The organism is Nonomuraea sp. NPDC050451, assembly GCF_044458585.1.
Genome location: NZ_JBITHZ010000031.1, coordinates 19,336 through 39,386, shown reverse-complemented (window position 1 = coordinate 39,386; position 20,051 = coordinate 19,336). Strand labels below are relative to the sequence as shown.

18 protein-coding genes are annotated in these 20,051 nt (G+C 69.2%); 13 read left to right on the top strand and 5 right to left on the bottom strand.

Going from position 1 to position 20,051, the window contains the following annotated elements:
• The first annotated feature begins 224 nt into the window (after positions 1-224).
• Positions 225-1,247, top strand: coding sequence for a GDP-mannose 4,6-dehydratase (locus ACIBI9_RS50885; protein ID WP_397234353.1), 1,023 nt, complete (start codon positions 225-227; stop codon positions 1,245-1,247).
• Between the two features lie 10 nt (positions 1,248-1,257).
• On the opposite strand, the gene ACIBI9_RS50880 is transcribed toward ACIBI9_RS50885, so the two are convergent.
• Positions 1,258-2,091, bottom strand: a complete 834-nt coding sequence (locus ACIBI9_RS50880; RefSeq protein ID WP_397234351.1) for an AraC family transcriptional regulator — start codon at positions 2,089-2,091, stop codon at positions 1,258-1,260.
• Positions 2,092-2,152: 61 nt separating this feature from the next.
• Here ACIBI9_RS50880 and ACIBI9_RS50875 point away from each other — a divergent pair, with 61 nt between their 5' ends.
• From ACIBI9_RS50875 to ACIBI9_RS50860, 4 genes are all read left to right on the top strand, one after another.
• Positions 2,153-2,767, top strand: coding sequence for a helix-turn-helix domain-containing protein (locus ACIBI9_RS50875; RefSeq protein ID WP_397234349.1), 615 nt, complete (start codon positions 2,153-2,155; stop codon positions 2,765-2,767).
• Between the two features lie 30 nt (positions 2,768-2,797).
• Complete coding sequence (locus tag ACIBI9_RS50870; protein ID WP_397234347.1) at positions 2,798-3,631, top strand: SRPBCC domain-containing protein; 834 nt, start codon at positions 2,798-2,800, stop codon at positions 3,629-3,631.
• A gap of 55 nt (positions 3,632-3,686) precedes the next feature.
• On the top strand, positions 3,687-4,097 hold the full coding sequence (locus ACIBI9_RS50865) for a DUF2000 family protein (protein WP_397234345.1): 411 nt from the start codon (positions 3,687-3,689) through the stop codon (positions 4,095-4,097).
• A gap of 1,258 nt (positions 4,098-5,355) precedes the next feature.
• The gene (locus ACIBI9_RS50860) at positions 5,356-6,000 is read left to right on the top strand and encodes a DUF559 domain-containing protein (RefSeq protein WP_397234343.1); all 645 of its coding nucleotides are present in this window, start codon (positions 5,356-5,358) and stop codon (positions 5,998-6,000) included.
• Between the two features lie 294 nt (positions 6,001-6,294).
• Here the strand turns inward: ACIBI9_RS50860 and ACIBI9_RS50855 are convergent, their stop codons facing one another.
• Complete coding sequence (locus tag ACIBI9_RS50855; protein WP_397234341.1) at positions 6,295-7,488, bottom strand: cytochrome P450; 1,194 nt, start codon at positions 7,486-7,488, stop codon at positions 6,295-6,297.
• Between the two features lie 1,404 nt (positions 7,489-8,892).
• Between ACIBI9_RS50855 and ACIBI9_RS50850 the strand changes: the two genes are divergently transcribed.
• The 7 genes from ACIBI9_RS50850 (at position 8,893) to ACIBI9_RS50820 (ending at position 16,389) form a co-directional block, all read left to right on the top strand.
• Positions 8,893-9,738, top strand: coding sequence for a fumarylacetoacetate hydrolase family protein (locus tag ACIBI9_RS50850; RefSeq protein ID WP_397234339.1), 846 nt, complete (start codon positions 8,893-8,895; stop codon positions 9,736-9,738).
• The gene (locus ACIBI9_RS50845) at positions 9,735-11,033 is read left to right on the top strand and encodes an L-fuconate dehydratase (RefSeq protein ID WP_397234337.1); all 1,299 of its coding nucleotides are present in this window, start codon (positions 9,735-9,737) and stop codon (positions 11,031-11,033) included. The genes ACIBI9_RS50850 and ACIBI9_RS50845 overlap by 4 nt, the downstream gene beginning before the upstream one ends.
• Positions 11,030-11,764: an SDR family NAD(P)-dependent oxidoreductase gene (locus ACIBI9_RS50840; protein ID WP_397234335.1), complete on the top strand. Its 735-nt coding sequence runs from the start codon at positions 11,030-11,032 to the stop codon at positions 11,762-11,764. Before ACIBI9_RS50845 ends, ACIBI9_RS50840 begins: the two co-directional genes overlap by 4 nt.
• Positions 11,765-11,778: 14 nt before the next feature.
• Positions 11,779-12,804: a sugar ABC transporter substrate-binding protein gene (locus ACIBI9_RS50835; RefSeq protein WP_397234333.1), complete on the top strand. Its 1,026-nt coding sequence runs from the start codon at positions 11,779-11,781 to the stop codon at positions 12,802-12,804.
• Positions 12,804-14,285 (top strand): sugar ABC transporter ATP-binding protein, encoded by a 1,482-nt coding sequence (locus ACIBI9_RS50830; RefSeq protein WP_397234331.1) that lies wholly within the window; start codon positions 12,804-12,806, stop codon positions 14,283-14,285. The genes ACIBI9_RS50835 and ACIBI9_RS50830 overlap by 1 nt, the downstream gene beginning before the upstream one ends.
• Before the next feature lie 5 nt (positions 14,286-14,290).
• Entirely contained in the window at positions 14,291-15,271 is a 981-nt protein-coding gene (locus ACIBI9_RS50825) for an ABC transporter permease (protein ID WP_397234329.1), read from the top strand.
• A gap of 140 nt (positions 15,272-15,411) precedes the next feature.
• Positions 15,412-16,389 (top strand): aldo/keto reductase, encoded by a 978-nt coding sequence (locus ACIBI9_RS50820; protein WP_397234327.1) that lies wholly within the window; start codon positions 15,412-15,414, stop codon positions 16,387-16,389.
• 45 nt (positions 16,390-16,434) lie between these two features.
• On the opposite strand, the gene ACIBI9_RS50815 is transcribed toward ACIBI9_RS50820, so the two are convergent.
• Together ACIBI9_RS50815 and ACIBI9_RS50810 are read right to left on the bottom strand one after the other, a co-directional pair.
• Positions 16,435-17,382, bottom strand: a complete 948-nt coding sequence (locus ACIBI9_RS50815) for a DNA polymerase ligase N-terminal domain-containing protein (protein WP_397234325.1) — start codon at positions 17,380-17,382, stop codon at positions 16,435-16,437.
• A 285-nt stretch (positions 17,383-17,667) separates the two neighbouring features.
• Positions 17,668-18,522, bottom strand: coding sequence for a helix-turn-helix transcriptional regulator (locus tag ACIBI9_RS50810; RefSeq protein WP_397234323.1), 855 nt, complete (start codon positions 18,520-18,522; stop codon positions 17,668-17,670).
• Between the two features lie 101 nt (positions 18,523-18,623).
• On the opposite strand from ACIBI9_RS50810, the gene ACIBI9_RS50805 reads away from it, so the two are divergent.
• Positions 18,624-19,346, top strand: a complete 723-nt coding sequence (locus ACIBI9_RS50805) for an SDR family oxidoreductase (RefSeq protein WP_397234321.1) — start codon at positions 18,624-18,626, stop codon at positions 19,344-19,346.
• A gap of 5 nt (positions 19,347-19,351) precedes the next feature.
• Here ACIBI9_RS50805 and ACIBI9_RS50800 read toward each other — a convergent pair whose 3' ends face one another.
• Positions 19,352-20,032: a FadR/GntR family transcriptional regulator gene (locus ACIBI9_RS50800; RefSeq protein ID WP_397234319.1), complete on the bottom strand. Its 681-nt coding sequence runs from the start codon at positions 20,030-20,032 to the stop codon at positions 19,352-19,354.
• Positions 20,033-20,051: the final 19 nt, after the last annotated feature.

Below are 20,051 nucleotides of genomic sequence, written 5' to 3'. Positions count from 1 at the left end.
AGACGGGCGTGTACCGTGAAGATGACCTTAGTCCGAGAAGGCTACCATTCGGTAGGTCGGGTGGAATTGTTCACAATTACGGTTAAACGTCGTGCGAACTGCGACGTTGCCGTGACCGAGCGTGGTTCGGTGGAACGGGTTCTAGGTGGCTTGGTGCCCTATCTGGGTGCTTAGCTGTACATTCCGTCCCAAACAGATTGCTATACGCGATAGCTGGAGGACCCTTGGCCAGGCGAGCTCTGATCACCGGCATCACCGGCCAGGACGGTTCTTACTTGGCGGAGCACCTGCTCGAGCAGGGGTACGAGGTGTGGGGGCTGGCCCGTGGGCAGGCGAACCCTCGTGTGTCCAGGATGCGCAAGCTGCTCTCGGATGTGCAGGTGGTGCGGGGGGATCTGCTGGACCAGGGGTCCCTGATCTCGGCGGTGGAACGCGTTCGGCCCGACGAGGTGTACAACCTCGGGGCGATCTCGTTCGTGCCGATGTCGTGGGAGCAGGCGGAGCTCACGGCCGAGGTGACCGGGATGGGCGTGCTGCGCATGCTGGAGGCGATCCGGGTGTGCTCGGGGGTGTCGCGGGGCTCGGGCGCCTCCCGACAGATCCGCTTTTATCAGGCTTCATCCTCTGAGATGTTCGGACAGGTCAGCGAGACGCCGCAGAACGAGCGGACCGCCTTCCACCCGCGCTCGCCGTACGGGGTGGCCAAGGCGTACGGGCACTTCCTCACGCAGAACTACCGCGAGTCGTACGGGATGTTCGCCGTGTCCGGGATCCTGTTCAACCACGAGTCGCCGCGCCGGGGGGCCGAGTTCGTCACCAGGAAGGTGTCACTGGGGGTGGCCCGGATCAAGCTGGGGCTGGCCAGCGAGCTGCGGCTGGGGAACCTGGAGGCGCGGCGGGACTGGGGGTTCGCCGGCGACTACGTGAAGGCGATGCACCTGATGCTGCAGGCCGCCAATCCCGAGGACTACGTCATCGGGACGGGGCGGATGAAGTCGGTCAGGGAGCTGGTGGAGGCGGCGTTCACGGCCGCGGGGCTGGACTGGGAGCGGTACGTGGTGACGGACCAGACGCTGCACCGGCCGGCCGAGGTGGACCTGTTGTGCGCGGACCCGAAGAAGGCGCGGGCGCAGCTGGGGTGGGAGCCGAGCGTGTCGTTCGACGACCTGGTGGCGATGATGGTCGAGTCGGATCTGCGGCTGCTCTCGGACGGAGGTGATCCCGACCAGGACAGCTCCTGGCCGTGACGTCCGTTCTTCACGGCGGGCCTGTGATGGCCTGGCGGTAGGTGCCCGGGGTCAGACCGAAGTAGCGGGTGAACCAGCGGGTCAGGTGGCTCTGGTCGGCGAAGCCCGTCGCGGTGGCCGCCTCGCTGATCGCCGTGCCGCCGGCGATCAGCGTACGGGCCGCTCTGAGCCTTAGCTGTCGCTGGTAGTCGCTGGGGGACAGCCCGTACTCCGAGTGGAACGCCCGGTAGACCGCGTAGCGGCTGGTGCCCGTGGCCCTCGCCAGGTCGTCGCTCGTGAGATCGTCTCTGAGGCGGTCGTGGAGGAGCTGCCTGGCCTGCCGCGCGACCCTCGCCGACCTTCCGGCCCTGCCGTCCGGGCGGATCGGGGTCGTGGCCGCCCGCCGTACGATCGCCGCGACCGTGGCCGTGAGCAGCTCGTCGCGCCGCAGGGCCGTCGCGTCGGCGCTCAGGAGCGCCGTGTGCAGGGAGCGCAGCGCGCCCGCCAGGACGGGATCCTCGACCACGGGCGCGGCGAACAGGGGCAGGCCCAGGCGGCGGCCCGTCGCGTCCGTCAGGGCGTTCGTCACGAGCTCGGGACCGATGTGGACGATCCGGTACGTGAAGCCGTGCGCGTTCGTGGCGTGGCCATCGTGGGGGTCCTCCGGGTTGAACGCCATGACCATGCCCGCCGAGCTCGTGTGGGCCGAGCCGCGGCAGGTGAACGACTGCGCACCGGTCTCGGTGACCCCGAACGAGTAGGTCTCGTGGCTGTGCCGGTGGTACACGTGCCGCTCGAAGTGGGCATGCATGGCCTCCACCGGCCGGTCGGGCGACCGCCAGTATCGGGACCAGTCATGCGCCATCCATCCATTGTCCCTACGGCCATTGACAAACCAAATTTTTACGTAAAGGATTGTTTTTGCGATGAGAGAGGTCCTGTACCTGGAAGAGATCGAGCAGGCCGAGGCCCTGCTCAAGCCGCAGCGCGTGGAAGTGCTGCGGCAGCTGGCCGAGCCGCGTACGTGCTCGGAGGTCGCCGAACGGCTCGGCCAGACGCCGCAGCGGGTCTACTACCACGTCAAACGGCTGGTCGAGGCGGGTCTCGTGGACCTCGTGTCCGAGCGCAAGGTGCGCGGGATCCACGAGGGCATCTACCAGGCCGGTGCGCGCTCGTACTGGCTGTCACCCCGGCTGGTGGGCCGCATCGGGCTGCGCAAGGCGCGTGACGAGCTGAGCCTCGGTTACCTGCTGGATCTCATGGAGGAGGTCCAGTCGGACATCGCGGCGCTCGACAGGAGCGCGCCAGAGCTGCCGTCGATCGGGTTGTCGGGGGAGATCCGCGTGCGTCCCGAACAGCGTCAGGAGTTCCTGAACGATCTGCAGACGATGCTGCAGGGGCTGTTCGCGCGGTACGGCGGGGCGGAAGGGGACGCGTTCAAGCTCGCCGTCGCCTGCTATCCGAACGCCACCACCGAAACCCCCGCAGACCACCCCGAGCCCGGCGCCGGCGGCCCGACGGACCAGCCATCAACCGACTAACCCCGAACTCGCCAAAAGGAGAAGATGACGATGACCGAGCCCATGACGCTTCGTGCCCGCATCCACGCGCCCGTCAAGGACGTGCGCCACGCGCTCACCGACCCGGCCGCGCTGCGGATCTGGCTGGCCGAGCAGGCCGAGGTGGAGCTGCCCGACCGGTTCGGGTTCTGGGGGCGTACCACGCCTGAGGGGGACGCGCCGCACCAGCGGCTGCTGCACGCGGACGAGCGCACGGTGCGCTTCGCGTGGATGCTGGACGGCGAGGAGACGACCACCGAGTTAAGGCTGGAGGAGGACGGGGACGCGACGATCCTGACGTTGTCGCAGACGCACTTCGACTTCCAGGATGTGATCACGGGCAAGAGCATCCGGGGCGTGCTGGAGACGTACTGGTGCCTGTCCATCGCCAACCTGGCCGAGCACCTCGAAGGGCGCGAGCTCACACCCAAGATCGACTTCTGCTCCGTGGACCTGCGTGCCCAGGTCACCATCGACGCCTCGCCGGAGAAGGTGTTCGAGTCGCTGATCGACTCGGAGGCGGTGACGCGGTGGTTCGGGTTCCCGATCGAGATCGAGCCGTACGTGGGCGGGCGCTTCGCGATGGGCGGCCTGGCCAACGACCCCAACCCGGCCAAGGTGCTGGAGCTCGAGCCCGGCAGCAAGTTCTCCCTGGACTGGGGCGCCCCGGGAGTCGGCACGTGGGAGCTGGAGGGCTCCGGCGGGCAGACGCGGCTGACGCTGGTGCAGAGCGGGTTCGACACGGCGCGTCCGCCGTACGCGGCGTGGGGCGGGATCCTGTCGGGCATCGCGGAGCTGCGGCGCTACCACGAGGTGCCGGACTGGCAGCCGGTCTTCATGAGCTGACGCTTCCGCACCAGCGTTCAAGACAGGTGAGGGCGGGACGTGGAGACTTGTGGCCATGCGTTTCGACACCAAGATCGGCATCGTGGTCCGCGCGGATCTGGCCGCATGGCAGAAGCTCAACGTCACCGCCTTCCTGTCCAGCGCGGTGGCGGGCGGGGTGCCGGGGCTCATGGGGGAGCCGTACGAGGACGGGTCCGGCAATTCGTACCTGCCGATGCTGCGCCAGCCCGTACTCGTCTACACGGCCGACTTGGAGGGGCTCCGGGGCGTCCGGGAGAAGGCGGTGGGGCGGGGGATGGATGTGGCCGTCTACATCGAGGAGATGTTCAAGACGGGGCACGACGCGGACAACCGGGCGGCTGTGCGGGCGGTGGAGGCCGGCGAACTGGCGCTGGTGGGGGTGGCGGTTCATGGGGGGAAGAACGGCGTGGACAAGGTCCTGAAGGGCCTCTCCCTACACCCCTGACCCCACCTCCACCACAACTCCCAGGCCACCGCCACTCCCGCTCTCCACAGCCCAGCCCTCACCGACACAGCGCCACGCGCTCCGGCAACACCCCCGCCCCCCTCCACCACAACTCCCAGGCCACTGGCACTCCCGCTCTCCACAGCCCCAGCCCTCGCCGACACAGCGCCACGCGCTCCCGCAACACCCCACCCCCTCCCCTCAACCCTGCCGCACTACATCGGCCCTTCCCCGGCGGTCCCGGCTCTTCCCTGGCCGTCCGGCTCTTCCCCGCCCGTCTGTTCCCGCGCCTGGCCCTTCCCGCGTCCGTCTCATCCCCCGCCGGCCCTTCCCCGGCCCAGCCCTTCCCCGCGCCTGGCCCTTCCCCGGCCCGGCTCTTCCCAGCCCGACTCCTCCTGGCCGGACACCCGTAACGGGCCACCTCTGGCCGGCACCTCCTGGATCGGCGCCTCCAGGTCCGGGCACCTCGTGCCGGGGCACGCCCTGCCCGGGCACCTCCCCGCCGGGCATCTCCCTGCGGGGCACCTCGTTACCGGGCACCTCGTTACCGAGTACCTCGGCCGGGTGCTCCTGGTCCGGCATTGCTTGACCGAACCGGGCACTCCTTGGACCCGACCCCGTGATCGGGCGTCGGGCACCCTCGGCCCGGCGGCGCCTGCCGAACCGCGCGGGCGCCTGCCGCACCGCAGCGGCGCCTACCACCGCGGGGATGGCGGCACCGGGTGCCATCCCACGGCGCTGATGGCCGTCCCGGACCCTGTGGATAACCTCACCCCATCCACAGAACCCCATTCGGCCACCCGCCACCGAGCCCCGCCATAGCACCCTGGGCGCCATGCACCGCCGACACCACCCCACCCCTCTCTCCACGCCCAGCGGCCCTCCAGCACCCGCGGCACTCCCTCCCGGAGCTGTAGCCCCCAAAAGAGAAGCACCGACACCCGAGGCAGCACCCCCAACAGAGCCACCTCCAACCCAGGAAAAGACCGATCGCGCGCTCCCAAAGACGCAGACGCCACCCACCCCACCATCGCTCGCCGAACGGACCGCCCGCATCACCCGAGCGATCCCCCAGGCCGTCGTCTGCCGCCAGACCGCCGCCCACCTCTGGGGCCTGAACGTCCTGTACACCCCAGAAGCCGACTGGCCCATAGAACTGACCGCCCCAGGCCACCTGGCTCTCCCAGGCTGCGTCACCTACCCGGCACCGCTCCCACCCGAAGACATCACCATGCACAAGGGAGTCCGCCTCACCACCATGGAACGCACAGCCCTCGACTGCGCCCGCTGGCTGCCCCGCATGGAGGCGGTGGCGATCCTCGACCAGTTCGCACGCCGGGGCATCGATCTCGAAGCTCTATGGCACCGCCCGCTCAACTCCTGGCGCCTACGCGACACCCTCGGCCTCGCCGACAGAGGCGCAGCCTCACCCAGGGAGAGCTGGCTCCGGGTCATCCTCGTGGAAGGCGGCCTCCCCAGACCCACCACCCAGATCCGGGTCGAACTGGACGACGACCGATTCGCGTACCTCGACCTGGGCTGGGAGGAGTTCAAGGTCGCAGTCGAGTACGACGGCCAGGAGCATCACACCTCACCAGCCGACCAGCAACGCGACGCGGACCGCCGCGAGGAGCTTCGCCGCCGCGGCTGGCGTGTGATCGCCGTCCGCCGAGACGTCATCCCCGGCCAGATCGCCGACCTCCTCCATCACGTGGCCAACGCCCTGATCGAATGCGGCTGGCAGCCCGGCCCGGAGCGCACCAACCACATCCTCCGCCGCATCCGAGCCGCCCGCCGCCGCTCCCGCTTCCGATTAATCACCCACCACCACTCCAACCCACCACGCCGGATGCCGGTTGGTCGCCCGTCTCGTACGTTGCCCAGGCGCCCCGCGCCGGGTTGATGGCCGGGCGCCGTGCCCAAACGTCAGCCGGGCGTCACGCTGCAGTGTCGGCCGGGTGTCACGCCGCAGTGTCGGCCGGGTGTCACGCCGCAGGGTCGACCAGGCGTCACGCCGCAGTGTCGGCTGGGCGTCACGCCAAGCGTCACGTTGTGGCGTCGGCCGTATGTCATGCCGGAGCCCTGGTCGGGCGTTCGCCGCGGAACGTCGGCTGAGCCGGGATGACCGGCAATAAGCCGTTGTGGTGAGTAGTGACAAGGGTGGAGCGGATTGCCTGCGGTTGGCTGCCGCCAGGGGTCAGCCGACCGCGACAGGAAGTTCCTTGATGCCGTTGATGAAGTTCGAGCGAAGCCGGCGCGGAGGCCCTGTCTGGCGAAGCTTGGGGCGTCGGCGGGCCAGTTGTTCGAAGAGGACCCGGAGTTCGAGCTTGGCCAGGTGGTTGCCCAGGCAGAAGTGGGCGCCGCCGCCACCGAAGCCGATGTGCGGGTTCGGGTCACGGGTGATGTCGAAGACCTCGGGGTCGGAGAAGACCGAGGGGTCGCGGTTGGCGGCGGCGTAGAAGACCACGACCTTGTCGTCGGCCTTGATCTCCTGCCCGCCCAGCACCTGGTCGGTGGTGGAGGTGCGGCGGAAGAGGTTGACCGGGGAGACCCAGCGCACGATTTCGTCGGCTGCGGTCTTGGCGAGGGTGGGGTCGGCGACCAGGCGGGCCCACTGGTCCGGGTGCTCGAAGAGGGTGAGCATGCCGCCGGAGGCCGCGTTGCGGGTCGTCTCGTTGCCGGCGACCGCCAAGAGGAGGATGAACAGGTTGAACTCGTCCTGGTCGAGCGTCTCGCCGTGCTCGTTGGGCTGGAGGAGCTTGGTGACGATGTCGTTCTTCGGGGTGCCCTTGCGCCGTGTCGCGAGTTCGTTGGCGTAGGCGTAGACCTCCATGGCGGCGGCCGAGCCCACCTCGGGAGTTTCCGAGTAGTCCGGATCCTGGCTGCCGATCATCCGGTTGGACCAGGTGAAGAGCTTGTCGCGGTCGGCCACGGGCGCGCCGAGCAATTCGCAGATCACGTACAGGGGAAGAGGCGCGGCGACTTCGGTGACGAAGTCGATCTCGCCGGTGCACTTGTCTAAGAGGTCGTCGCAGATGTCGCGGATGTGGTCTTCGAGGGCACCGATCGTGCGCGGAGTGAAGCCGCGGTTGACCAGGGAACGCCGTCTCGTGTGCTCGGGCGGGTCCTGGTTGAGCATCATGTGGCGCTGGAGATCGATCTGTTCCTGGGTCAGCTCTTCGAACAGGGCGAGCTTCTTGTACGAGGAGAACCGGTCGGAGTGCCGCGATACATGGACAACGTCCTCGTATCGGGTGACGGCCCAGAATCCGGGCTCGCCCTCGTGCCAGTGGACGGGCGAGTTCGCGCGGAGCCAGGCGAGCTGCTCGTGTGGTGGTCCGGTGGTTGCGTAAATGTCCCTGTCGACGAGGTTGATGTGCACCAGATTCACCCTCTTGATCAAGCGCTTGGTTACATGCTACTTGAAACGTGTTCTATTACGTCCCTGTACGACCGTCAAGGGGCAATGTAGTGGCGAAATGGCTCCACAAGGAGTCCACCGACGTCGGGCATTCGTCGGGCGATGCGGCTTGCACCAGGTCCCTGCGGTGTCTGACGACGACGGCCTGACTAGGTGGCGGGGAACGCTTGAGTCGCCGCCGGTCTCTGCGCGAGTCATCGACCGTCTGAGTGTGAGTCATCGACCGTCTGCGTGTGAGTTATTGCCCGTCTGTGTGTGAGCCCTCGGCCACCCGTGTACGAGCCTCGGCTGGTTTTAGCGCGCGACACGGCCTCCCCGTGTGCTCGATATGGTCGGCTCGCCGCCCGATATGGCTGGCCTGGCGTGTGCCACACGGTCGGCCTGCGTGCCTGATACGGCTAGCTGCGTGCTGGGTGTGGCCGGTGTGCGTGCCGAACGGGTCATGCGCCTGCGCGACGCTGCCGGCCTGCGTGCCAGCTAAGTCGGCTCGTGTGCCCGATAGGTCGACCGTGTGGCTAATTCGGCTGGGTGCGGCAGGCCTGTGTGCCGGAGACGGTCGGTGTGTCTGCGTGAGACGGTCCCTCCGTGCCCGATGGGGGGCAGCCCGCACACTCGGTACGGGCGGCCTGCGTGTTGGGTGTGGTCCCGCCTACTCGGCCCCGCGCCGTCCCGTTGGGGCATCGCCTCGTGTCCCCCCGTCAAGGCATGGCCTCCTGCCAGGGTCTCGCGCTGCGTCGCTCTGTCCGGGTCTCCGCTCGTGCCGCCCCGTTAGGGTCTCGCCCTGCGTTACCCCGTCAGGCTCTCGCTCCGGCGCCGTCCCGGCCAGGGTCTCGCCCTGCGTCGCTCCGTCCGGGTCTCCGCTCGTGCCGCCCCGTCAGGGTCTCGCCCTGCGTCACCCCGTCAGGGTCTCGCGCTGCGCCGTCCCGGCCAGGATTTCGCTTTGCGCCGCCCGTCAGGGGCTCGTTCTGCATTGCCCCGTCCGGGTCTCCGGTCGTGTCGTCCCGTCAGGGGCTCGCTCTGAGTTGCCCCGGCAGGACCTCGGGCTGAGTTGTGGTGGGGGGCGAGGCCCTTGCTTGGTTGCTGGTCGTGGGGGGCGTTGGCGGGGGCGGATGCTTGCGGTCAGCGGTGGACGTGGTGAGAAGGAGGGGTGGGCTTGGGGGTGGGTTTACCTCCGATGTATTTGGGGGCGTTAATTCGTGTATGTGAATGCAGCCATCGGAGCGGTAAAGTCGCTTCACAGGCGTTGGCCATCCCTAGGGGGTGTCTTTCGAGGTCACGGATCGGATGTATCCGTCTTGTCGCCCTTGACACACTCTGCCCGATCGCACGAGCATCGTGAATCGAGACATCCGATGTATATGTGAAGGATGCGGTGTGAAGCTGCTGCGAGTAGGACCTGTCGGCCAGGAACGTCCGGTGGTCATGGATGACGCCGGTGACCTGCGCGACATCGGAGAGCCCGAGATCGACGGGGCTTTCCTCGCTTCCGGGGGAGTGGCGCGCGTCCGGGACACGCTCGAGCGCGGTGCCCTGCCCGTCGTCGACGCCGAAGGGCTGCGGATCGGCGCACCGATCGCTCGTCCAGGAAAGATCGTTTGCATCGGCCTGAACTACAGCGACCACGCCGCCGAGTCCGGGCAGGATGTGCCGGCCGAGCCGGTCGTGTTCATGAAGGCCGCGAACACCATGGTCGGCCCGTACGACGAGGTGCTCGTGCCCAGGGGGAGTGTGAAGACCGACTGGGAGGTGGAGTTGGCCGTCGTGATCGGCCAGGAGGCCCGCTACCTGGGCAGCCGGGAGGAGGCGCTCGGCGTGATCGCCGGGTACGCGATCTCCAACGACGTCTCCGAACGCGAGTTCCAGCTCGAACGCGGTGGGCAGTGGGACAAGGGCAAGTCGTGCGAGACGTTCAACCCGCTCGGCCCGTGGCTGGTGACGGCGGACGAGGTGGGCGACCCGCAGAGCCTGCCGCTGCGCCTCTGGGTGAACGGTGAGCTGCGCCAGGACGGCGACACCAAAAACATGATCTTCGATGTGGCCGAGATCGTGCGCTACCTGAGCCAGTTCATGGTCCTGGAGCCGGGTGACGTGATCAATACGGGTACGCCGGCCGGCGTGGCGATGGGCATGCCGGGGCAGCCGTACCTGCGTGAAGGTGACGTGATGGAGCTGGAGATCGAAGGGCTCGGGCGGCAGCGCCAGACGGTGGGGCAGGCATGACGACTCCTGGCGCGTACCGGATCGTCGGGATGGAGACGCACGACGTGCGGTTCCCGACCTCGCGCGAGCTCGACGGCTCGGACGCGATGAATCCGGATCCCGACTACTCCGCGGCTTATGTGGTGCTCACGACCGATGACGGGTTCGAGGGGCACGGGTTCGCCTTCACGATCGGGCGAGGCAACGACATCCAGACCACGGCCATCAGCGCGCTCGAGCCGTACGTGATCGGCAAGGACGTCGAGGACCTCGGCGCGCTCTACAAGGACATGGTCAACGACTCGCAGCTGCGCTGGCTGGGGCCGGAGAAGGGCGTCATGCACATGGCGATCTCCGCCGTGGTCAACGCCCTGTGGGACCTCAAGGCCAAGCGGGCGGGCAAGCCGTTGTGGCGGTTGCTGTCCGAGATGTCCCCAGAAGAGATCGTCGACCTCATCGACTTCCGCTACCTGAGCGACGCGCTGACGCCGCAAGAGGCCCTCCAGATCCTGCGGAGCCAGGAGGCGGGCAAGGAGGAGCGGATCAGCCGGCTCGTCGAGGTCGGCTACCCCGCCTACACCACCTCCCCAGGATGGCTCGGGTACGGCGACGACAAGCTGCGCAGGCTCTGCAAGGAGGCCCTGGAGCAGGGCTTCAAGCAGATCAAGCTCAAGGTCGGCGCCGACCTCGAGGACGACCGGCGCAGGTTCAGGGTCGCCCGCGAGGTCTGCGGCCCCGACTTCCCGATCGCCATCGACGCCAACCAGCGCTGGGACGTCGGATCGGCCATCGAGTGGATCAACGCGCTGGGCGAGTTCCACCCCCACTGGGTCGAGGAGCCGACCAGCCCCGACGACGTGCTCGGCCACGCCGCCATCGCCAGGGGCATCGACCCCATCCCCGTGGCCACCGGCGAGCATGTCCAGAACCGCATCGTGTTCAAGCAGCTCCTGCAGGCCGACGCCATCTCCTACCTGCAGATCGACTCGGCCAGAGTCGGCGGCGTCAACGAGAACCTGGCGATCCTGCTGCTCGCGGCCAAGTTCGGCGTGCCGGTGTGTCCCCACGCGGGCGGCGTCGGGCTGTGCGAGCTGGTGCAGCACCTGTCGATGTTCGACTACGTCGCGATCACCGGCTCCATGGACAACCGCGTGATCGAGTACGTCGACCACCTCCACGAGCACTTCGTGGACCCCGTGGTCATCCGCAACGGTCGTTACGTCGCACCGTCCGCGCCCGGCTTCAGCGCGGAGATGCATGCAGTGTCGATCGCCGCCCATACATTCCCCGGCGGCGAGGTCTGGAGGGACGCGTGAGCCTGAAAGCGATCGTGACCGGAGGCGGCTCCGGCATCGGGCTGGCCGTGGCCACCCTGCTCGCCAAGCGCGGCATGGAGGTCGCCTGCTTCGACATCAACCCGCCCGGCGAGCCGTTCATCGGGATCAAGGTCGATGTCACGAACGACGCGGAGGTACGGGCGGCGGTGGCGGAGGCCGCCGACCGGCTGGGCGGCATCGACGTGCTCGTCAACAACGCGGGCATCGGCGCCCAGGGCACCATCGAGGACAACCCGGACAGCGAGTGGCAGAAAGTGTTCGACGTCAACGTGCTCGGCATGGTCCGGGTCGCACGGGCGGCGCTGCCGTACCTCAGGCAGTCCGAGCACGCCTCGATCGTCAACACGTGCTCGATCGCGGCCACCGCGGGCCTGCCGCAGCGCGCGCTCTACAGCGCGACCAAGGGCGCGGTGCTCTCGCTGACCCTCGCGATGGCCGCGGACCACATCCGTGAGGGCATTCGCGTCAACTGCGTCAACCCCGGCACCGCGGACACCCCGTGGGTCGCGAGGCTGCTCGACCAGGCCGACGACCCCGAGGGTGAGCGGGCCGCACTGAACGCCAGGCAGCCGATGGGCCGCCTGGTCAGCGCGGAGGAGGTCGCCGCGGCGATCGCCTATCTCGCCAGTCCCGAAGCCGGTGCCACCACCGGGACCGCGCTCGCGGTCGACGGGGGCATGCAAGGGCTCCGGCTCAGGACGTCCAACTAAGGAAGGTACCCCCCATGAAGTTCGGATCGGCGGTCGCGGCGGCGGCCCTCGTGGCGGTCGTCACCGCGTGTGGCTCGGGCACGACAACAACCGGAGAAGGGGGCGGCGGCGGAAAGGTCGGCATCGACCACCCGCGGGCCGACTCCAACTTCTGGAACTCCTACATCAAGTACGTCCCGCAGATGGCCGGCGAGTACAAGGTGGACCTCATGCCGGCCACCAACTCGCAGAACGACGTCTCCAAGCTGGTCAACAACGTGCAGGCGCTGGTCGGTCAGGGCGCCAAGGCGATCATCATGGCCCCGCAGGACACCGGTGCCATCGCCAACACGCTGCAGCAGCTGGAGAACAAGAAGATCCCCGTCGTGAGCGTCGACACCCGTCCGGACAAGGGAAAGGTCTACATGGTCGTACGCGCCGACAACCGCGCGTACGGGACCAAGGCCTGCGAGTTCCTCGGTGAGAAGCTGGGGGGCAAGGGCAAGGTCGTGCAGCTCCAGGGCGCGCTCAGCTCCGTCAACGGCCGTGACAGGTCGGAAGCGTTCCTGGAGTGCATGAAGTCCAAGTTCCCCGGCATCACCGTGTTCAGCGAGCCCACGGAGTGGGAGGGCACCAAGGCCGCGTCCATGCTGCAGACCCGCCTGGAGCAGAATCCCGACATCAAGGGCATCTACATGCACGCCGGCGGCGTGCACCTGGCGCCGACGCTGCAGGTGCTGAAGCAGAAGAGCCTGCTCGTCCCGCCGAGCGACCCCAAGCACGTCTTCGTGGTGTCGAACGACGGCATCCCGGAGGAGCTCGAGGCGATCCGCAAGGGCGACATCGACGCCACGGTGTCGCAGCCGGCCGACCTGTATGCCAGGTACGCGGTGTTCTACGCCAAGGCCGCGCTGGAGGGCAAGACGTTCAAGGCCGGCCCGACCGACCACGACAGCAACATCATCCAGCTCCCGAACGGCCTGGAGGACCAGCTCCCCGCGCCGCTCGTGACGAAGGACAACGTGGACGACAAGAGCCTTTGGGGTAATCAGATCAAGTGATGAAAAATCACGTTGAAGCCCGAAACATCGTCAAGCGTTTCGGCCCCACCGTCGCGCTGAACGGCGCGGGGATCGCGATCGCCGAGGGCGAGACCCATGCGCTCGTCGGCAGGAACGGCGCGGGCAAGTCCACCCTCGTGTCGATCCTCACCGGGCTCCAGCCGGCCGATGAGGGCGAGGTGCTGTTCTCGGAAGAGGCGGCGCCCGCCCTCGCCGACCGCGATGCCTGGCGGCAGCGCGTCGCCTGCGTCTACCAGAAGTCCACGATCATCCCCGCGCTGACGGTCGCCGAGAACCTCTTCCTCAACCGCCAGTCGGCCAAAGGCGCCAGGATCAACTGGCGCGCGCTGCGGGCCAGGGCGCGCGAGCTGCTGGACACGTACGAGGTGGACGTCGACGCGCAGGCGCTGGCCGGTGACCTGACCGTCGAGCAGCGCCAGCTCGTCGAGATCGCCCGGGCGCTGTCGTTCGGGGCGAGGTTCATCATCCTCGACGAGCCGACCGCCCGGCTCGACGGCCCGGCCATCGAGCGGCTGTTCGCGCGCATGCGCTCGCTGCGCGAGCAGGGCGTCACGATGATGTACATCTCCCACCACCTCGACGAGGTCTACGAGATCTGCCAGAGCGTCACGGTCTTCCGCGACGCGCGGCACATCGTGACCAGGCCCGTCGCCGACCTCCCCCACGACGAGCTGGTCGCCGCGATGACGGGGGAGGCCACGACGGCGTACGAGTCCCGCTCCCGCACGCCCGGCGACCGGGTCGTGCTGTCGGGCGAGGGCCTCTCGCTCGGTGGCCGCTACGCAAATATCGATATTTCCGTTAAATCGGGCGAGGTCGTCGGCCTGGCCGGCTCCGCGAGCAGCGGCAAGGTCGGCCTGGCCGAGACCCTCGTCGGGCTCCGCAAGGCCGACTCCGGCACGGTCACGGTCAACGGCACCCGGGTCAAACCGGGCGACGTGCCCGCCGCCATGCAGGCGGGCCTCGGGTTCGTGCCGGAGGACCGCCACCACGAGGGCTTCGTCCCGCTGCTCTCGGTGGGGGAGAACGCCACGTTCCCGGTCGCCCGCAAGCTGGGCCGGTACGGGATCGTGTCGCCGACCCGCATGCGTGCCAAGGCCAACGAGATGATCAAGGATCTTGACATCAAGACGGAAGGCCCCGATCAGCCGGTCGGCGACCTGTCCGGAGGGAACGCGCAGAAGGTCGTGTTCGCGCGGGCCCTCGTGGACGACCCGACGGTGCTGGTCGTGATCAACCCGACGGCCGGCGTCGACGTCAAGGCCAAGCAGGCCCTGCTGGGCGCCGTCGAGGACGCGGTCGAGCGGGGCGCGGGCGCCGTCGTGGTCTCCGACGAGCTCGACGATCTGCGGATCTGCGACAGGGTGCTGGTGATGTTCCACGGCAGGGTCGTCAAGGACGTGCCGCGTGGCTGGACGGACCACGAGCTCGTGGCCGTGATGGAGGGCATAGAAGATTGACCACTATGACTGCGCCGGCCCCACGGGTGCGCCTGGCCAGGTTCCGTGACCTGACGCTGGTGCCGGTGATCGTGATCCTGCTCGTCGTGGGCGCGTTCCTCGACCCGACCTTCCTGACCCCGGGCAACCTCACGAACGTGCTCCAGCAGCAGGCGGCGATCTCGCTCGTCGTGCTGGCGGAGGCGATGATCCTCATCGCCGGCAAGTTCGACCTGTCGCTGGAGTCGACGGTCGGCACCGCGCCGGCCATCGCGGTGATGCTGGTGATCCCGGCGGCCGCGGGCGGGTTCGGCCTCGGGCTGCCCGGCGCGCTGGTGATCCCGCTGGCCCTGCTGATCGGCGCGGCCATCGGGGCGTTCAACGGTTTCCTGATCATCAGGTTCCAGCTGTCGGCGTTCATCGTGACGCTGGCCATGCTGATCATCGTGCACGGCCTCCTGCAGGGGCCGACCGAGGGCAAGACGCTGTTCCAGCTCCCCGACTCGATCCTCTACCTGGGCAGCGCCATATGGCTCGGCCTGCCGGCGGCCATCTGGATCGCCGGTGTGCTGTTCGCCGCGGGCATCTTCGGCCTGGGCTACCTGCGGCTCGGCCGCGCGCTCTACGCGATCGGCGGCAACACCGACGCCGCCCGCGCCGCCGGCATCCGGGTGGATCGGGTGCTGTACGGGGTGTTCATTCTGGGCGGGACGCTCGCGGCGCTCGCCGGGATCCTGGAGACCGGCCGCCTCGGGGCGATCGGCAACAACCAGGGCGTCGGGTGGATCTTCATGGTGTTCGCGGCGGCGGTCATCGGCGGCGTGAGCATGGACGGCGGCAAGGGCACGATCCTGGGCGCGCTCACCGGCGTGCTGGTGATCGGCCTGGTGCAGAACATCCTGACGCTCATCGGCGTCTCAGGCTTCTGGCAGCCGGTGATCTATGGCGGGATCATCCTCATCGCGTTGATGATCAGCCGGATCGCGGGCGGAAAGGCACAGGATTGAACGGGATCGACGAACCTCCGGCCGCACCGGACGGCGTCGGCGACGCACCGGACGGGTCTCCGACCGGGCGTGACGGTGGCGCGCCGGACGGGTCTCCGACCGGGCGTGACGGTGGTGCGATGAACGGTCGTGAGGGTGATATGCCAGCCGGGAGCGGCGGGTCCTGGGTCGGGCGTGACGGCGGCGGGGTTGAGGTGTCGCGGCACGGCTTCGGTGGGGCGCCGATCGGCAACCTGTTCCACGGCGTGTCGGAGGAGCAGGCGCGTGCCACGGTCGACGCGGCGTGGGACGCCGGTGTGCGCCTGTTCGACACCGCGCCCCACTACGGGCTCGGCCTGTCGGAGCGCCGCCTCGGCGCCGCGCTCAAGGACCGCTCGGGTTACGTGCTGTCCACCAAGGTCGGCCGCCTGCTGGTGCCCGCCTCATCGTCGTCGGGCGGCCGCGACGAGCAGGGCTTCGACGTGTCCGCCGATCTCCAGCGGGTGTGGGACTTCTCCGGCGACGGCGTACGCAGATCCCTGGAGGAGTCCCTGGGACGGCTGGGGCTCCCTGCCGTCGACATCGCGCTCATCCACGACCCGGACGACCACATGGAACAGGCGCTGGCGGAGGCGTACCCGGCGCTGGCCGAGCTGCGGGCGCAGGGCGTGGTGAAGGCCATCGGCGTCGGGATGAACCAGTGGCAGGCGCCGCTGCGCTTCGTCCAGGAGACCTCCATCGACGTCGTGATGCTCGCGGGCCGCTACACCCTGCTCGACCAGTCGGGCCTGCCGCTCCTGGAGGAGTGCGCGCGTCGCGGGGTCAGGGTGCTGGCGGCGGGCGTCTTCAACAGCGGGATCCTGGCCACCCCGCGGCCGACCGGCACGTACAACTACGAGCCCGCCCCGGCGTCGGTGGTCGAGAGGGCGACGAGGATCGCGGAGATCTGCGAACACCACGATGTCACGCTGCCCCAGGCGGCCATGGCCTTCCCCCTCCGCCACCCGGCCGTCGCCTCGGTCGTCCTGGGCGCCCGCTCGCCCGAGGAGATCACCGCGAACGCCGCCCTGCTGTCCCGCCCGGTCCCGGAGGCGATGTGGGACGAGCTGATGTCAGAGGGGCTACTGCCCAAGGAGTGACGGCGCGGGGCTCAGCGCGCATCCCCTGATCGGGGTGGCGAGCGCTCAGGAGGGGATGTACAGCCAGGACTTCGAGGGTCCGGGCTCGTACGTCGAGTCGAGGCGTTTGGCCACGATCCCGGGCAGGCCCTGTTCGCGGGCGGCCTGGCGGACCGGGCCCGCCTCGCCCGGCCACGACGGAGCGGTCTGCCAGTGGGCTCCCGCCAGCTCCAGCGCGTCCAACGCCGCCCGCCGCTCCGTGTAAGGCTCGTCCACCAGGGAGCGGCCGTCGTCGTACAGCAGGTCGTAGAAGACCAGGATCTCGGCGCCCCCGAGCGTGGCCACCTCTCCGTCCAGCATCGCCGTGCGGCTGCCGAACGACTCCGCGAGCCCCCGCAACCACGGGTGCTCCCGCGCGGCCGTCGTGCGCCCGCCCTCGATGGGGACGAGCAGGCGGCGGCCACCCCACGCGAACTCGAAGGCGTAGGCCGAGACGTCCTTCGGGGGCTTGGCGCGTTCGGTCGGGAGCATGGGGTCGGGTGGCGGGAACGGGTCGCGGGCCCGGGCGTCCATGCGGTGGATCATCCAGTTCTGGCCTCGGGTCCGGAACAGGACGAACCGCCCCGAGGCCCGCTCTCCGTGCAGGACGAACTTGACCTCGCGATCCGACCACTTCTCGGTCTCGTACGTGCCGGTGTCCCAGACGGTCATCGTGCCGCCGCCGTACTCGCCCTTGGGGATCTCGCCGTGGAACGTGAGGTACTCCATCGGGTGGTCCTCGGTGTGCACGGCCAGGTGGTTGGTGTCGGGGTCGGCGGGCAGGCCCTTGGGGACGGCCCAGGACACGAGGACGCCGTCGCGCTCGAGCCGCAGGTCCCAGTGGAGGGAGCGGGCGTGGTGCTCCTGGATGACGAACGCGTTGCCGTCCTCGGAGGGGGGCGGCGAGGCGGGGATGGGCTCGGGGGTGCGGCTGGCGTCGCGTTTACTCCGGTATCGCTCCAGTTTGTCGGCCACGACAGGGGTACTACCCGCCCGCACTCTCCCAGACCACCAGCAAGCCACGGCCGGCCAAGCGCGACTTCGGCCACACCCAGCGCCGTGCGGCTGTGCCGTGGCGCGCTCCGTTGTGGTGCTGGGCTCCGTCGTGCCGGCTGGGCTGAGGCGTGCCATACCGCGTCACGCCGTGCTGGGTGCTGCCGTGCCGTGAGGGGCTTGCTGGGCGTGCTGGGCTGCTCTGCTCTGTGCCGTGCCGGGTGTACTCAGGCGCCTGGACGCGCCGGGCGTTGTGTTGGGGTGGGTTCAGGGGGAGTGCTGGAGGTTCTGGGTGCCGATGACCTTGAGGAGCCGGAGTGCCTCGTACGACGGCGACCCCGGTGCCGCGGTGTAGAGGACGATCCACTGGTCGCCCTCGGGCACGTGGAGCGTCTCGCAGTCGAGCTCCAGCCACCCCACGGCCGGATGGTTGATCCGCTTGCGGCCGGACCTGCGGACGGTGACGTCGTGCCCGGCCCACAGCTCCGCGAACTCGGCGCTGCCGGCCAGCAGCCGGTCGACGAGGCGGCGGATGCCGGGGTCGTCCGGGTAGCGGGCGGCGGCGGCCCGCAGGTCGGCCACCGACTCCCTGGCGAACCGCCACGCGCCGTCGGGGTCGTGGCGGTCCCGGGCCCGAGGGTCGGTGAAGTAGCGCCAGATGAGGTTGCGTTCGCCGGGCGGCAGCACGGAGAAGTCCGTGAGCAGAGCGGCGGCGAGGGGGTTCCAGGCCAGCACGTCGTACTTGGCGTCCAAGACGAGCGCCGGGGTGTCGTCCAGCCGGTCGAGCAGGTGCAGGACGCCGGGCCTGACGTCCTGAGCCGGGCCGGGAGGCGGTCCGGGCGGCTCGCCGGCCAGGTAGTACAGGTGGGAGCGCTCGTCGTCCGTCAGGCGCAGCGCCCTGGCGATCGCGCCGAGCATCTGCCGCGACGGCCGCGGTCCGCGTGCCTGTTCCAGGCGGGCGTAGTAGTCGACGGACATGCCGGCCAGCCGGGCGACCTCCTCCCGCCGCAGCCCGGGCGTGCGGCGGCGCTTGCCGCCTTCCAAGCCCACGTCGGACGGCCGCACCAGTTCGCGGCGGCTGCGCAGGAAGCCTGCCAGGCCGGCCCTGTTGATCCGGTCCATGGCTCCAGCATGCCTGGCCGGCGCCGCCGTAACCAGGGACCGTCGATCCGGGGCTCAGCGGGTCTCTCCCGTTCGTACGCGGGCCCGCTCAGCCTGAGGGCATGAACATCGCACTCATCACCGGTGCCAACAAGGGCATCGGGTACGCCACCGCCCGCGTACTGGCCAAGTCCGGATATGTCGTCCTTGTTGGGGCCCGCGACCCCGAGCGGGGCAAGAAGGCCGCCGAGGAACTGGCGGCGGAGGGGCTCGACGCCCGGTTCGTTCGCCTGGACGTGACCGACCCGGACACCGTGGAGGCGGCCGCCGCTCACGTCGAGTGGGAGTTCGGCCACCTGGACCTGCTGATCAACAACGCCGCGATCACCCGTGACCGGGAGCGCGCGCCGAGCCGGCTCCCGGTCGCCGCCCTGCGCGAGGTCTACGAGACGAACGTGATCGGCGTCGTCGCCGTGACCAACGCCATGCTCCCGCTCCTGCGCAAATCGGAGGCTGGCCGCGTGGTGAACGTCTCCAGCGGCCTGGGCACGTTCGCGTTCCTGGCCGACGAGGAGTCAGAGTGGCGCCCGTACGCGACCCTGCTCGGCTACAACTCCTCCAAGGCCGCGCTGAACGCCGTCACCCTGATCTACGCCGAGGAGCTGCGCGACACGCCGATCAAGGTCTATGCGGTCTCGCCCGGCTTCTGCGCCACCGACCTCAACGGCTTCCGCGGGCTGCTGACCGCGGACGAGGGCGGCGAGCACGTGGCCCGCCAGGCCACCCTGCCCGACGCCCCGACCGGCGTCTTCCTCAGCGAGCAGGGCGGCACCTACCCCTGGTGACGGGGTCAGTCGAGGTCGAGCGCCTTGCGCAGCCACGACTCCACGCCCGCCACGTGCACGGTCGCCCAGGACCGGGCCACGTCGGCCTGGCGGGCGGCGATGGCCTCGTAGATCGCGGTGTGCTGCTCCCGCGTCTTCTGCATCGCCCCCTCCTGGGTGAGCCCGCGCCAGATCCTGGCACGAGTGGTCGGACCTGACAGGCTCTCGATGAACGAGCAGAGCACGCTGTTTCCCGAACCCCGCGCGATCCGCTGGTGGAACTGGAGGTCGTTGGCCACCAGCTCCTCGACCGTCGGCTCGTCGGGCAGGGACTCCAGGATCACGCGCAGCTCTTCGACCTCGGCGTCGGTCATCAGCTCGGTCGCCATCGCCGTCGCGGCCGGCTCCAGGATGCGCCTGACCTCGAAGAACTGGATCACCGTGTCGTCGCGGTGCAGGTCGAGCACGAACGACATGGTGTCCAGCAGCAGCCGCGGCTCCAGGCTGGTCACGTACGTGCCGTCGCCCTGACGTACGTCGAGCACGTTGATCAGGGACAGGGCGCGCACGGCCTCGCGCAACGAGTTGCGTGACAGGCCGAGCCGCTCGGCGAGGTCGGCCTCCTTGGGCAGCCGGTCGCCGGGGACCAGCTCGCCCGAGAGGATCATCTGTTTGATCTTGTCGATGGCCGCGTCGGTGACCGCCACGCTTCTCTCCCTAGACATC